This window comes from Rhizobium sp. WW_1, assembly GCF_003610155.1.
Lineage (GTDB): Bacteria > Pseudomonadota > Alphaproteobacteria > Rhizobiales > Rhizobiaceae > Rhizobium > Rhizobium tropici_A.
In genome coordinates, this window is the sequence record NZ_RAIN01000016.1 from 17,400 (window position 1) to 30,910 (window position 13,511).

General features: G+C 56.9%; 12 protein-coding genes. 6 read left to right on the forward strand and 6 right to left on the reverse strand.

Features of this window, described 5'->3' with window-relative positions; translation table 11 throughout:
• The first annotated feature begins 49 nt into the window (after nucleotides 1–49).
• Nucleotides 50–1,117: an IS110 family transposase gene (locus tag BJ928_RS30600; RefSeq protein WP_047635243.1), complete on the forward strand. Its 1,068-nt coding sequence runs from the start codon at nucleotides 50–52 to the stop codon at nucleotides 1,115–1,117.
• 100 nt (nucleotides 1,118–1,217) lie between these two features.
• On the opposite strand, the gene BJ928_RS38955 is transcribed toward BJ928_RS30600, so the two are convergent.
• Entirely contained in the window at nucleotides 1,218–1,373 is a 156-nt protein-coding gene (locus BJ928_RS38955; protein ID WP_156151457.1) for a hypothetical protein, read from the reverse strand.
• An 11-nt stretch (nucleotides 1,374–1,384) separates the two neighbouring features.
• On the opposite strand from BJ928_RS38955, the gene BJ928_RS30605 reads away from it, so the two are divergent.
• Nucleotides 1,385–1,840: an RpiB/LacA/LacB family sugar-phosphate isomerase gene (locus tag BJ928_RS30605; RefSeq protein ID WP_047635245.1), complete on the forward strand. Its 456-nt coding sequence runs from the start codon at nucleotides 1,385–1,387 to the stop codon at nucleotides 1,838–1,840.
• 961 nt (nucleotides 1,841–2,801) lie between these two features.
• On the opposite strand, the gene BJ928_RS30610 is transcribed toward BJ928_RS30605, so the two are convergent.
• Both BJ928_RS30610 and BJ928_RS30615 read right to left on the reverse strand, forming a co-directional pair.
• Nucleotides 2,802–3,812 carry a polysaccharide pyruvyl transferase family protein gene (locus BJ928_RS30610; protein WP_047635070.1) on the reverse strand — a complete coding sequence of 337 codons (1,011 nt, stop codon included), beginning with the start codon at nucleotides 3,810–3,812 and terminating at the stop codon, nucleotides 2,802–2,804.
• Between the two features lie 56 nt (nucleotides 3,813–3,868).
• Nucleotides 3,869–5,353: a lipopolysaccharide biosynthesis protein gene (locus BJ928_RS30615; protein WP_047635072.1), complete on the reverse strand. Its 1,485-nt coding sequence runs from the start codon at nucleotides 5,351–5,353 to the stop codon at nucleotides 3,869–3,871.
• 749 nt (nucleotides 5,354–6,102) lie between these two features.
• Here BJ928_RS30615 and galE point away from each other — a divergent pair.
• The gene (gene galE / locus BJ928_RS30620) at nucleotides 6,103–7,095 is read left to right on the forward strand and encodes a UDP-glucose 4-epimerase GalE (protein ID WP_047635073.1); all 993 of its coding nucleotides are present in this window, start codon (nucleotides 6,103–6,105) and stop codon (nucleotides 7,093–7,095) included.
• 195 nt (nucleotides 7,096–7,290) lie between these two features.
• On the opposite strand, the gene BJ928_RS30625 is transcribed toward galE, so the two are convergent.
• Complete coding sequence (locus BJ928_RS30625) at nucleotides 7,291–8,163, reverse strand: glycerophosphodiester phosphodiesterase family protein (RefSeq protein ID WP_047635075.1); 873 nt, start codon at nucleotides 8,161–8,163, stop codon at nucleotides 7,291–7,293.
• Between the two features lie 237 nt (nucleotides 8,164–8,400).
• Between BJ928_RS30625 and BJ928_RS30630 the strand changes: the two genes are divergently transcribed.
• Nucleotides 8,401–9,528, forward strand: a complete 1,128-nt coding sequence (locus tag BJ928_RS30630) for an ROK family transcriptional regulator (RefSeq protein WP_047635076.1) — start codon at nucleotides 8,401–8,403, stop codon at nucleotides 9,526–9,528.
• Nucleotides 9,529–10,245: 717 nt separating this feature from the next.
• Nucleotides 10,246–10,893: a hypothetical protein gene (locus BJ928_RS30640; RefSeq protein WP_052227881.1), complete on the forward strand. Its 648-nt coding sequence runs from the start codon at nucleotides 10,246–10,248 to the stop codon at nucleotides 10,891–10,893.
• A gap of 37 nt (nucleotides 10,894–10,930) precedes the next feature.
• Here BJ928_RS30640 and BJ928_RS30645 read toward each other — a convergent pair whose 3' ends face one another.
• Complete coding sequence (locus BJ928_RS30645) at nucleotides 10,931–11,908, reverse strand: DUF1402 family protein (protein ID WP_047635078.1); 978 nt, start codon at nucleotides 11,906–11,908, stop codon at nucleotides 10,931–10,933.
• 196 nt (nucleotides 11,909–12,104) lie between these two features.
• Here BJ928_RS30645 and BJ928_RS30650 point away from each other — a divergent pair, with 196 nt between their 5' ends.
• On the forward strand, nucleotides 12,105–12,446 hold the full coding sequence (locus BJ928_RS30650) for a hypothetical protein (protein ID WP_082011966.1): 342 nt from the start codon (nucleotides 12,105–12,107) through the stop codon (nucleotides 12,444–12,446).
• On the opposite strand, the gene BJ928_RS30655 is transcribed toward BJ928_RS30650, so the two are convergent.
• Nucleotides 12,434–13,108: a transglutaminase-like cysteine peptidase gene (locus BJ928_RS30655; protein WP_047635080.1), complete on the reverse strand. Its 675-nt coding sequence runs from the start codon at nucleotides 13,106–13,108 to the stop codon at nucleotides 12,434–12,436. The two genes, BJ928_RS30650 and BJ928_RS30655, sit on opposite strands and share 13 nt — an antisense overlap.
• Nucleotides 13,109–13,511 lie beyond the last annotated feature (403 nt).

Here is a 13,511-nt window from a genome sequence, read left to right on the forward strand (position 1 = left end):
CGGCTTACCTTATTGGGGTTTCACAGATCTCAATAAAGGAGTTGGAAGCATGACTGCCTCTTATGAATACCATATCGGCGTCGACTACCACAAATCCTATAGCCACCTTGTGGTGCAGGACAGTAGCGGCAAAACGCTGCGCTCTGGCCGGGTGAAGAACGATCGCCAGTCGCTGGGCGAGTTTCTGGAACGCTACCGCGAGAACTCGCATGCCGTTGTCGAGGCGACCCGCAACTGGATGGTGATGTACGACTGGCTCGACGACATCTGCGACGATGTCGTTCTGGCGCATCCTTTGAAGGTGAAGGCGATCGCCGACGCGAAGATCAAGACGGACAAGATCGACGCGACGGTGCTGGCGCATCTGTTACGGGCCGATCTGGTGCCGGAGGCATGGGCTCCCGGAGAGAAGGCGCGGGAGCTTCGCGTGGCGCTTCGCGAACGCATGTTCTACGTGCGGCTGCGCACGATGGTGAAGAACCGGATCGTGACGGTGTTCGACCGTTACCCGGAGCAGACAGCCCAGTTGAAGAAGCTGGGCGACCTGTTCGGCAAGGCCGGGCGTCAGCAACTCGCCGCGCTCAATGTGTCGGAGATCGACCGCGTCCAGATCAACCGGGGGCTGGAGTTCATCGGCGACATCGACGGGCGCATCAAGCAGTCGGAAGCAACGATCCGGGCGATGACCAAGGCCAATGGCAATGTGAAACTGTTGAAGACGATCCCCGGCATCGGTGAGTTCTTCGCTCGGCTGATCGATGCGGAGATCGACGACATCTCGCGGTTCCGCAATCCGAAGAAGCTTGCCGCCTATGCCGGACTGGTGCCGTCGACCTATTCGAGCGGCGGCAAGACCTTTCATGGCAAGATCATCAAGCAGGGCAACAAGTGGCTGCGCTGGGCCTTCGTCGAGGCGGTGACGCCCGCCATCGCCACCGATGCGCAACTTCGCGCCCAATACGAGCACCTGAAGATCAGAGGAGTAAACAAGGCGCGCGTCGCGATCGCGCGCAAGCTTTTGACGATCGCCTTCCAGATCCTGCGTGACCAGCGCGCTTACGAGCTGCGCGGCGAAAGCACCACGGAAGGCGCGTCGACGATATGCCGGTTGTCCTGATGACGGTCTAGCGAGCCCGGCAGGTCTGGGCTGCGCTCTTGAAGGAGAATGAGAAACCGGGAGCCGAACGTCACTCTGTGACCGAAGCTAACGCATCAGGTCACGTATTGGAGATTGGTTCAGAACCGCAGGACGGCAACACGCTGTCCAGCGGAAGGAAGAGATTTAGCCGATCGGCGCCAATGCCGGTCAAACCACAACCGAATCCAAGGAAAAGCCGCCAGTTGAAGGCGTTTTGCCCCTTGTGTTCTTTCATTGGAGATCATCATGAAACTTGCTATTGCTGGAGACAGCGCCGGCGAAGGCCTCGCCAAGGTTCTCGCCGGCCACCTTAAGGATCGTTTCGAAGTGAGCGAAGTCTCGCGCACGCAGGAAGGCCCCGATGCCTTCTATGCCAATCTTGCCGACCGCGTTGCATCAGGCGTGATCGACGGCACCTACGACAAGGCGATCCTTGTCTGCGGCACCGGCATCGGCGTCTGCATCTCGGCCAACAAGGTGCCGGGTATTCGCGCGGCTCTCACACATGACACCTATTCGGCGGAGCGTGCAGCTCTTTCGAACAACGCCCAGATCATCACCATGGGCGCTCGCGTCATTGGTACCGAGCTTGCCAAGGCGATTGCCGACGCCTTCCTGGCGCAGACTTTCGACGAAAACGGCGGCTCTGCCGGTAACGTCAAGGCGATGAACGAGGTTGATGCCAAGTACAACGCCCGCTGAGCCTATCTCCCGGTCGATAGAAAGATAAACCCGGCATTTTCACCGATCTGCCGGGTTTTCTGTATCAGGCGATCGCGGCGAGCCCCTGTCAGTCGAGCTCAAACTTGATATTCGTTTCGGTCAGGACGGCGCCGAAGCGAGTTGTGACGAGACGGATAAGGTGGGCAATTTTGCCTCAATCGTCGGGCCTCTCGGTGGTTCGGCCATCTGCTACCATCGATGATTTTTCTAGGTCGGAGAGAATGTTGCCGACAGAGATGGAACGGTGTCGAGGCCGTCAATCTACTACCTCAACGAAACGCTGTCAGTGAAATTGCCGCGAATAGGGTTGGACAACCAAATATTGGCAGTAACGTCATCATGATAAAGCGAGAAAGTTTCTGCCGCTCTGATGATGTCATAATCGATGCTTCCTGCCCTTGAAGTAGTTATTTGAAATATTCTTATAAAATAAACTCGCATGTGAAAATGAAATGAAAATTAATGCATGGATACAAATAAACAATAAGAAATATATAGATGTGGAGATATGTTCCGGGAAAACTACATATATTAACAGTAAGTCTTGCGTACAATATCGAATGGAGTCGCGCTGAAAGCAGCGTAAAGCTTGAGACGATCGCGGCATTCTATGTTCCATCGTTCGCCAACGGCTTTTTCTGGGTTCTTGCGCATGCGTGATGTTGCCAGGAAGGCACTAACAGCTGTTTTCCAAGAAACTTATATCCGGGACATATCGATCTGCATGGGCGGAGGCAATCGGCACGCTTCAGTCCGAAGCGATGTTGCAGCCTTGCCAGCAGATCACGGATCTATGGCAGATCAACTGTTTCGCCGAATGGCGCAGGGCCGCAATATCCACAGCATAGCGCTCGAGCGAGGATACCTGATCTTCGTGCAAAAGAGGAGGCGCCCGCTTCTGCGGGCACATTCCCAAACTTTATGATATGAGACAGTCGCGTCAGGCAGCGGGCGCAAGCGGCTGAGCGGCTTGATGGCGCGCCCACGCTATGCCGTCTTCAAGGGAGGTCGCTCGATAGGCGAGATCCGTTCCGCCGGAAAATGCCGCCATGAACCGACGTATCTTGCCGTAGCTATTGTCCAGCACCGCATGCGGCCGTCCGAGCAAAATCGAGCAGATATGGACATGTAGCCGGTCGGTGACGAGCGCCTGGCCGCGGGAGATTTGACGGATACCGCGCCGCAGTCGGTTATGTGCCGCCGCGTCCAGTTTGCGCAGCCGTATTTCCGCCGGTTTAAGAGCCAGCAGGGCCGTTGCCGCGCCAAGCGCCTTCGAGATTCGCACGCGTTTTGCGGATTCGGTCGTCCAATCCTCTTTGGGAATATCGGGATAGGCCTGGAGATTGGCGTCTCCTACCTTCTCAAGATCTGAGCGCAGCATGGCGAGCACGGGAAATTGTGGTTCCTCCGGCTGAATGGCTCCGATGCTGAAGGCCATGTCCGGGCAAAGGCGCACCTCGCAATCGAAATGCTTATGGGCAAATTCCTTCGATTCCTCGTCGCGCACCAGCAATACGAAGTTCTTGTGGCGCCCGATGGCGCGGGCGCTTTCATCCAGGCGCGCCTGCGACTTGTAATGAATGGATTGCGGGAACTGGATCACCTGGCGATCGGGAAAGCGTTCAAGCACCCGTTCGCGAAAGTCTTGGTGAGCATCCCAGATGTCACCGAAATTGCCGCCGCCATGAATGAAGATCGGGCCGGTCGGCATGGTGCGTTCGAGTTGCTCGGGCGAAAAATCATCGATGCGCGAGACATAGGTCGGTCGCTTGCCGTATCGCCTGTCGAGATAGGCCATTTCGCCCAGCCAGATGGCAGAGTCGCCGCAGTTGCGGATGTCGGGAAAGTCGAGGATCGCCAGCGGCTCATCATTGCCGATGTAATCCTTCAGGCAATCGTGGATCATGTTGTCGAGTTTCGCGATCAACGCTCGATTTGATGGTAATGTCATTTCCCCATTCCCCCATTCAGATGACAAGTCAATCCGGCCAATGTGGCCGCGCGTTTTCAGGCAGGACGTAGTCTCGGCAGCACCTTGCCGAGGATGTTTCGAACCTCCGTTTCAGGGCCGGTCGGCCGCTTCATCAATGTCCACAACAGCAGCGTGGAACCGCAGTAGAGCAGGCCGCCAAGCAGGATCAGGATTGCGAGGTGTGTCACGAGCACGAATTTGTCGTCGGTGTAGGCCAGATGGCTTGAGGCGAGCGCGACGCCTGCCGCCATCACGGCGACGCTGGCGAGTGCCCGCAGGTTCACCGAAAGCTGCCGGGCGACGGTGATGCCGGTGAAGCGCCGCACGAGCATCATGTTGACGACGGTGCTGAAGAGGCCGGTGAACACGCGGCCGGCGATGACGCCCGGAAGCCCATAGAGGAGCAAGCCGGCGATCATGATCGGCACCCGTAGGCAGAACATCTGCGTGTCTCGAACGAAGAGCACGCGCGTCTCGCCCTTTGCCATGCCGAGCGGCTGCACCAGCGAGCCGAGCGTTTGCAGCGCGAAGACGGAGGCAAGCGACTGAATGATGAAGATGACTGGCGCCCATTTGTCGCCGAGTGCGAGCCTGACCAGCGGATCGGCTGTTACGGCAACACCGATGCCGGCTGGAAGCGCAACGGCGGCCACCAGCGCCTGCACCCGCTGATAAGCGGCGGCGAGCCGGCCAGGATCGTTGTGGATGCCTGCAAAAGCCGGATAGATCGTCTGGGTGAGGGGAGCTGTCGCCTCGCGTGTCGGCATCATGGCAAGGTTGCTGCCAACCGAATAATAGCCGAGCTGTATCCCGCCGAGCATCTTGCCAACAAGCAGGTAGTCGAAACGCCAGTTGAGCGTGCTGACGATCTGGCCAGCGGTAAGCCAGGCCGAAAAGGAGAAAAACTCCCTCATGTGCTGAAAGGTGATCCTGGGCCTGAACGGCAGCACGAGATAGGAGACGATGACATTCGTCGCCTGGCTGAGAAGCGTGCCGATGATCAGCGCCCAATAGCTCTGATAGATGATCGCGATCGCAACAGAGGCGACGAAGCCTGCGAATTTCTGCGAAACGGCAAGCACGAATTCCTGCCAGAAGATCAGGTCGCGCTGGAGCATGATGCGCCGCGGATTCGTGAGACCGCCCATCAGCATGCTGATGCCTAGAGCGAACATGACGCCTGCCAGTCTGGGTTCATCGAACAGGGTAGCGGCCGGATAGGCAAAAATCGCAAACAGGATGCAGATCGCCAGCCCGCGCGCGGCATTCAGGGTCCAGGCGGCGCTGAAGTGGGACTCGTCCGGTGCGGCATGGCGGATCAGCGCCTCGGAAAGGGAAAGCTCGGTAATGGTCGTGACGATCATGAGGATCGTCATGCCTAGAGCAACCACACCGAAGTCGGCGGGCGCCAGATAGCGCGCCAATACGAAAGTGCTGAGAGTTGCAAGTCCGTTCACGATCGTCCGAGACAGACTTAACCACATGCTTCCCTTGACGAGCCGTCCGGTGATGCTGCTCATAGGATACTGAAGTCCCACTAGGCTGTGGCGTGACCTCTCAATCGCATAGATATTCCTCGCCATTCCAACGGCTTAGGGTTGGAATAGCTGCGTAAGATTATGCGAAATCATATGGTCACTCTGGATGGGGCAGGCCCCGGCGTCTGAGCGGGAACTAGTTCGATGAATCCCTAAGTCAACATTTTCGGTTCATTTTCGCATCAGTTTTAATTCATTTCAGCATCATTTTGCTCGTGGCATTCGCTACGCATTATAGGAGAGATGGTGCCGATGATGCCCACTTATGGGCGCGTTTCTTCCTCCACCAAAGGGCATGGTGAGATGCAAATGGCCGACGCCATGGAGAAGCGGAATCTAAGCCAATCCAGCCCTGCGTGCTGTTGTCGTAAAACGTAAAGATCTGTATAGCGCTGCGAATAGCATGAGTGGCGATTTGTAAAACCAAGCTCATCGCACGCGGCAAGTTGATGAAAGAGGAGTAGCGCATTACTGCTATTCACAAGATGCGGGTTCGTTTGTCAGGTTTGATGCAAGTCAGATGCAACACCGTCAAAAGGCGATCGCGGCGGTCGGCTAGCGGTGTCGGCAAACGCGCACCTGGTAATGTTTATTTGATTGGTTCAGCGCCGCAGGTCGCTTTGGGCAACGGATCGGGCTGGACGAGTGTTGGAAGACGATGTAGCGCGTGTTGGTTGAATTGACTATGCGGCACATCGGTCACAGAGTGGTTAGCTAAGAGGAATATATCAATGGCGGTTCTCGTCACAGGTGGTGCGGGTTACATTGGAAGCCATATGGTCTGGGCTTTGCTGGATAACGGTGACGATGTTATTGTTATAGATCGCCTTTCCACGGGCTTCAGATGGGCGGTCGCGCCAGAGGCAGTGTTCTATGAAGGTGATATTGCCGATCGAAGCCTGCTGAAATCCATCTTCGCGAAGCACGACATAGACGCGATCATTCATTTTGCTGGCTCAGTTGTGGTGCCGGATTCCGTTTCCGATCCGCTCAGCTATTATGAAAACAACACGGTGAAATCGCGCGAGCTGATAGCTGCAGCTGTGGCCGCTGGCATACCGCATTTCGTGTTTTCCTCGACTGCAGCTGTTTACGGCACGCCGACTGACGATCATCCTGTTATTGAAAGCGCTCAATTACGTCCAGAATCTCCCTACGGATCGTCGAAACTGATGACCGAGATTATGCTTGCAGACACGGCTGCAGCAACATCCCTCAATTATACCGCCTTGCGATACTTCAACGTTGCCGGCGCAGACCCTGACGGCCGTACCGGCCAATCGACTGCAGGGGCAACTCATCTGATCAAGGTCGCCTGCGAGACAGCACTCGGCAAAAGGTCTGAGCTGAATGTTTATGGTACAGATTACCCGACGCCGGACGGGACCTGTGTCCGAGATTACATCCATGTATCGGATCTCACAGACGCGCACCTTAAGGCGCTGCAACGAATGCGTGGCGGTGGCGGATCGCTTGTTGCAAACTGTGGATATGGTCGCGGATTCTCGGTTCTTGATGTTGTCGATACCGTGAAGCGAGTGTCCGGAAGGGATTTTCGTTTTAATCTTGTCGGCCGCCGTCCTGGCGATGCGGCCTCTATCGTGGCGAATCCATCGGTGGCCAAATCCGAGTTTGGATGGCAGCCACGGCACGACAATCTGGATTTTATCGTGCGCACCGCACTGAACTGGGAAGACCATCTCAGTCGTCACAATAACAAGTAAGAGGTTCGGTTTTCGGGTAAACATCGAGATTGCTGCCGGCCAGGCTGACAGGGTGTAGGGTATCGCAAGCGCGAGATCCACGAAGGCCATCCGAACACAAGATCCGTTAAACCTGATTGCCCAAGAAATGAATTCCAAGCCGATCCTTCCGATCGGCCGGGATTTTCTTCGCAAACCAATGAGCTGGGAGGCCTGTTATTTGTCGCTTCTACCGGCTAGCCACTGCTTGAATTCGACATTCGTGTCGGTCTGGATGGCGCCGACACCGGCGGCGGTGAGTGCGCCCCAGACGCCTTCGGGATCTCTGAGCGCGCGGCTGTCGTTGAAGTCGAGATTGTGGGAGACGTCGAGCGTGTTGACCCAAAGCCGGATATTCTGCCGCTCCAGTTCTTCGCGTGCGGCGGCGAGATCGGCGATGTCGGTAAACTTTACCTCGATCATCGGTGCCCGGAGCCGTTCGATCATCCGCAGGTCGTCGGCGAATTTCCTAGGGCGGGCGGAAAACATGGGCATGTGCGGAATGGCACCGAACCAGTCTGCATCAAGCACAGGAAAATTGGCCGCCTGTGGTTCGATATCCGATTTGATGATGACATGACCTTCCGCCCCCAGCCGCCGCACTGTCGCAATGACTAACGGCAACTCATGCGGAAACTTTGTGTCGATATTGACGAAGACGCGGCCGCGCGCTTCTTCAAGCGCCTCTTCGAGTGTGGGGACGCGCTCATCCGTCAATGCCGCTATCTCCCCACCGGCGCCTGAGCGCAGACGCAAGCCACGGATCGTGTCCAAGCTGCTTGCTCCGACAATGCCCTTGCCGGACGTCGTGCGCTCCAGCGTCTTGTCGTGAATGACGACGAGATGGCCGTCAGCGGTTGCCTGTGTGTCGATTTCCACGAATTCGACGCCGAGTTCGGCTGCCCCGCGGATCGCCGGCAGGGAATTTTCCGGCGCCTGGGACCAAAGGCCACGATGGGCGATCGTCAGAATGTCCGTATTCGTGCGCGAGAGAAGATCATAGATATCTGCAATACGGGGAGAGGATGAGGCGGCGGCGTGGCTGTGCATGGGAGGATTGCTTTCGTGCGGTGTCGTTCATTGGTGGGAGTAAGCGAGTTGATGTCCGCCGTCGAAAGCGGGCGTCAATGGCTCCGGCGGGCGCAATATCATCTACACCGTTGCCTCATATGGTTTTATTACACTTAAGGTGTAATAATTATGACGAGGCTGCGAATATGTGGGAGTGCGGATTGCGGCCAAGCGGATGAGCGGCTAAGGCGGGATCGCAGCAGCAGGATTGCAATCATGACAGCGCTTGAAAAATCCCCACTGGCAAGCGAGAACGAGCGCCTCATCCTCGATATCGTCCGCCGTCACGAGCCAATCCCGCGCGCGGCCATAACAGCTCACACCAATTTAACGCAGCAATCGGTGCATCGCCTTGTTGAAGCACTGACGGCGCGGGGGCTGCTTTGCGCCGGCTCGCCGCTAAAAAGGGCGCGGGGGCAGCCGAGCCCGACAATCGAACTGGCGAGGCAGTCTGTCCATTCGGTCGGCATTTCCGTCAATACGGATGCCATGACACTCTCAGTTGCGGATTTTGGCTGCGATATCGTGGATCAGGAGACGGTGAGGGGGGTGCCTTCGGACCGCAGGATGGCATTGACGGTGCTTGCCGAAAAATTGGACTTGATCCTGGCGCGGCGAGGAATATCGCACGAGAACCTCATCGGGCTCGGTTTCGGTATGTCGGGCTTCTTCGTTGGCGATGTGCGTCTCTTCAATGCACCCGAGCCTCTGCGGGACTGGTCGCTGGTCGATCTGCAGCCGGAACTCGAGCGCGCATTCGCATTGCCTGTCTGGTTGGAAAATAACGCGACCACGGGCGCCATCGGCGAGAGCTTGCGCGGTGTCGGGCGCTGGTGTCAGACCTTTGCATACCTCTCCTTCAATTACGGATTTGGTGGTGGTCTTGTCCTGGAGGGACGGCCCTATCTCGGCTTCCATGGAAATGCGGGTGAATTCAGCGTCATCTATGATCCAGACGAGGCGCCGCGTCGGCCGGCCCTTCAATATCTCATCCGCATGTTGCAGGACAATGGTATCGGCATGGGTTCCATCGAGGAGCTGAAGCAAGATTTCGATCCCCGTTGGCCTGGCGTCGAGAATTGGCTGTCAGAAACCATGCCGATGCTCGATAGACTCATAGCTACACTTACGGGAGTAATTGATCCGCAGGCCATCGTCTTCGGCGGCCAACTGCCGCCCAAGCTTGGGCAGATGATGATCGAGCGTGCCCGCGTGCCCTCGCAACGCCCCCACCGCTATGGCATCGCGCCGTCGGGTCCGCGGCTGGTTCTCAGTGAAGCCGAAGGTGATGCCAGTGCGATCGGAGCGGCCTTGCTTCCACTAAAGTTCCGCTATTTCGTGTGAGCCTGCTTGCATCCAAGCCCGAGGAGGCGTGGGTAGGCCTGACCGGCATGAGCGCTGCGGCGAGGAATGCTGGCTTGTTTTCGTCAACGGATTGACGTGGGACTTGGTGGAAGAATGCCACCTAGATATTCGGTATTCGCCATCTTTCCGGTAGGTCTGCGAAATAACCCCACGATGCCCAGGGGAGATCACGCCTGTTGCTGGGTCGCGTCGCCAGCCGCCATTCCGGTGGATCTGGAAACCCGTGCCAAATCAGCCGCATCAGAAGCATATCTTCACCATCATACGTCGCATAGAATTCGACATCGGAGCTACGAAGCTTTCCGACCTCTATGCCGAATAGCGATTGGCCGGTATCAGGTATGGAAGTCCAAATAATTGTCTTAACCGCTCTGTCCTGAAATCCGGCAAACTGTAAGTCCGCTACCTCGTCGGGAGCGTCCCACGGATCAGCCTCCCAATCGTTAGACGTCGAGTTCATACGATCCATTTGCTTCATAAGCCGTCCACTCGAGCCGCTTTTCGGCATTCAGAGCCTACAGTCTACGGCGATTTGGCGCAGTCTGCCACCAAAGCCTGTTACCCTTGGAGGAGCCGTCAAATACGCGTATCAGGTAGCCTGATCACATATTTGTCCGGACATGCTGGAATAGTTGGTCTAAGGGATTTCAGTTCCGCATCATCGATACTTCAGCGTGCCGTCAGAACCCCTTGTTAATGCACGGCCGTATTTTCTGGACGACCATATTGGCGCGCAAGACTGCAATCATCGTCGGCAATGGAAAACTGGAGCGCGATATCGCCGATATCGTGGATGGCGCGCAGTTCGTCATGCGCTTCAACGAGCCGAACCTCACCGGCGGCATGAGCGGCGAACGCACCGACATGATCATGCTGGCCGCCTCGAGCAAGACCTTGTATCGGCGGATGATCGAACCGGATTTCCTGGACAACAAGGCACTGAAGGCGGCAAAGGTCGTGATGCTTGCCTATCATCCCGAGATCATTCGCCAATATCACCCTCGGCCCAACATTTTCCAGCGTTTGTCGGGCAGAAGGGCCGATTGGACGATGCAGGCGATCAAGCAGCTGGGCAAGGCGGGCAAGGAGATCCGCATCATGCCGCCGCAAACCTACATGGACGGCTGCAGCGAGCTTGGTATCGCCGGACCTTACATGCACCAGATCTTTCCGAGCACGGGTTTCCTTGGCATCGCCTATACGCTTGCGAAATTTCCGGCATCCGAATGGGACGTCAAGCTATGTGGCTTCAGCTGGGAAGGATGGAAGCGCCACGATTGGCAAAAGGAGCGTATCTGGGTCGAAAACAGGATTGCCGACGACCGCCTCAGCCTGATCACCTGATCCATCCGATAGTCAGGGTGTGGCAGGTTCTACCGCTCTACTGGCTGTTGCCGCTGCCAAGCAATCCGCGCAGTTCCGGCAGTTTGTCGTTCACCAGCCAGCCATAGTAGTTTTCTTCCGGCAGCTTCTTGCCGCCCGAAGCGTCTGCGGCTTGGCGCAAGGCAAGCGCGCGGCGACGCGGCTGGCCGACATTATAGAGCGTCGCGGTCAAGCCCGGATTGTCGGTGATGTCGAAGCCCTGGGCGCGATAGGCATCGATGGCATCCTTCACGATCGCGGCGATGTAGATGACGCTGCGATCGGGGTCCATGATGTCGCGATAGATGGCCTGCGGATCGTCGACGGAAAGTTTCGGCAGGCCGCTCGTCGCATGCACGAGATCGGTGACTTCGAGCGCCGTCAGCGGGCTGATCTGTCCAAGGCCGAAGGTCTGGCCTGCGAAGAAGGGCTGGAAGAACGCGCGCTGGAACGTCATGTTCTCGTAAGTGACGCCATCGATGACCTTGGCGCGAAAACTCTTGTCCCAGGTCTCGTCGCGGCACTCCCACAATTCGGCACTGCCGGCAAAGGCGTTGCAATGGGCGAATTCCGGCTTTTTCAGGAAGGTCTGGACGGTGACGTCCTTGTAGGCGAACTTGAAATCCGACTGCGAATAGGCCATCGCCTTGACGTAGTAGGATTTCACCCTGTTGACGATCGTGATGTTGTAGGTGTGTTCGCCGACGAGGGCGCCAACGATGTGGATCGGGTCGATCTGATAGGCCTGGCCGGCCTTCTTGATCGAGGCCATCAGATCCTTGTCGTCACGAAGCACGCCGACGATCTTCTCGTATTTTTCCTCATAGGTCGTATTGAAGGCTTTGGCCCGCAGCGCCGATGTATTGGGTACGGGCGGCTGAACGGTGTTCCGATTGCCCGGTGGCACGCGCACGAGTTCATGAGCGAAACTGGCGTTCGTCAAGGCAAGGGCAAGAAGGAAACCGAGTGCCGGGATTGTCGACAGGCGTGTTCGCATTCGCAAAGTGACTTTCCAAAATATTCCCCGGCGCGGGGACGATCTTCATACGCGATCGGGGCGTGAGCGCAAGAGCGGATGCTTCTTCTGCCGCGCGAATCACAATAAACTTTAACGAAACGCAGCTATCGGCTGCAGATACCTGTCGGATGCTGCCGTTAGGGGTTGCATCCCTGTTGCCTTGATTTTCGAGGGTATGCCGGTGAACCATCTTGTGATCGCAGGGAGCATCTTGCTTGCCGCCGCCCCTGGAGAAGCTTTGCCGACGATGGCGGATGTTCCGACTCTTGCCAAGGCGGCGGTCGCTCGACGGATCGAGGTGCCGCCCTCAGCCATTCATATTCTGGCTGCCAAGCCGAGCGAACGAATGCCGGGCTTCGTCGTTTGCGGTCGTGTCGAGACGGCGGGCGGGAATGACGACACGGGTGCCGAGGGTGGAGAGCGCTTCTTCGTCGTTATCCCCGGCAATTTTGCCGTCCTTGATCAGGACGGCAAAGGTCTTGTCGATAGCTATTGGTCCGCCAATCACTGTGAGTGAGAAGCCAGGGCCCTGCTGATCATGGCCAGCTCTTCCGGCGTGCGTCCCGATTCCAGCCGAACCCAGTTGTTGGGATCGTCGGCCGTCTGGCGCTTGATGAAGGTGTAGCCCGTTCCGCTCCAGTTTTTGACTGTATCGGTCAGATTGTCGAGGATCAGATCGCCATCGTCGGTGCGAGCCATCAGGACGAGATGTCCCTCGTTATGGGTGTCGAGAACGACCGTCAGCAGCAACGCCGAGCGCGGCCAGCCGGCTTCGACAAGCAGCTTCTTTTTCAACAGGACATAGTCATTGCAATTGCCGGCGCCATCGTCGGGATAGGTCCACCAGTTGATGATGCCGAGCTTGTAGATGCCGTAATGGTCGTTGTCGCCGATGCCCTGGATCTCGTGATTGACGAGACTGTTGATCTGCTGCAGCTGGACCCAATGGTCCCGATCGAGATTGACGAGCGATGCGGTCTTTTCACCGGCCACGCATTCGGCAGGCTGGGCCTTGCAGAAGCTTGTCCAGCCAACCGGTACGGCCGCCTCCGTCACCTCGCGGGCAAACTGGTGCGCGTGCGTGGTGGTGGCATTAACGACCGGTTTTGCGGTTGTTGTCGTCGAGAACAACAGGCCGGCAACGAAGAGAAAGCTTGCAGCGACTAGAAGTGAACGCATACTCGGCTCCATGAGTTGAGCTCATGAAATCCGATGCGGTCGAATTTATTCGAAAGAAGATTATTCGCATTTTATCGAACTGGCGCTTTCGACTGCCATGCTATTCCTGGGCCGCCGACCGGAGGCCGACTTTATGATTTCCGAACGGTTACGAAACGCGCTCTCGGGTGAAAATCGCCATGGAAGTTCGGAAATAAATATTATATTTCAAATGGATAAGTCTGTTACCAAAGGGTTCCGGCGGCGTTTATGATTTATTTGTCTTAAATACGAATCCGTCTCACGCAATGGCGATGAGATACAGGGATTTGGCCCACGAGAGCGTGATGGTCGATAACAGGTTTGGGGAAAAGGACGCCCGAAGGCATATCGGGACGCCATCAGATGCCGGTATTTGGGGCGT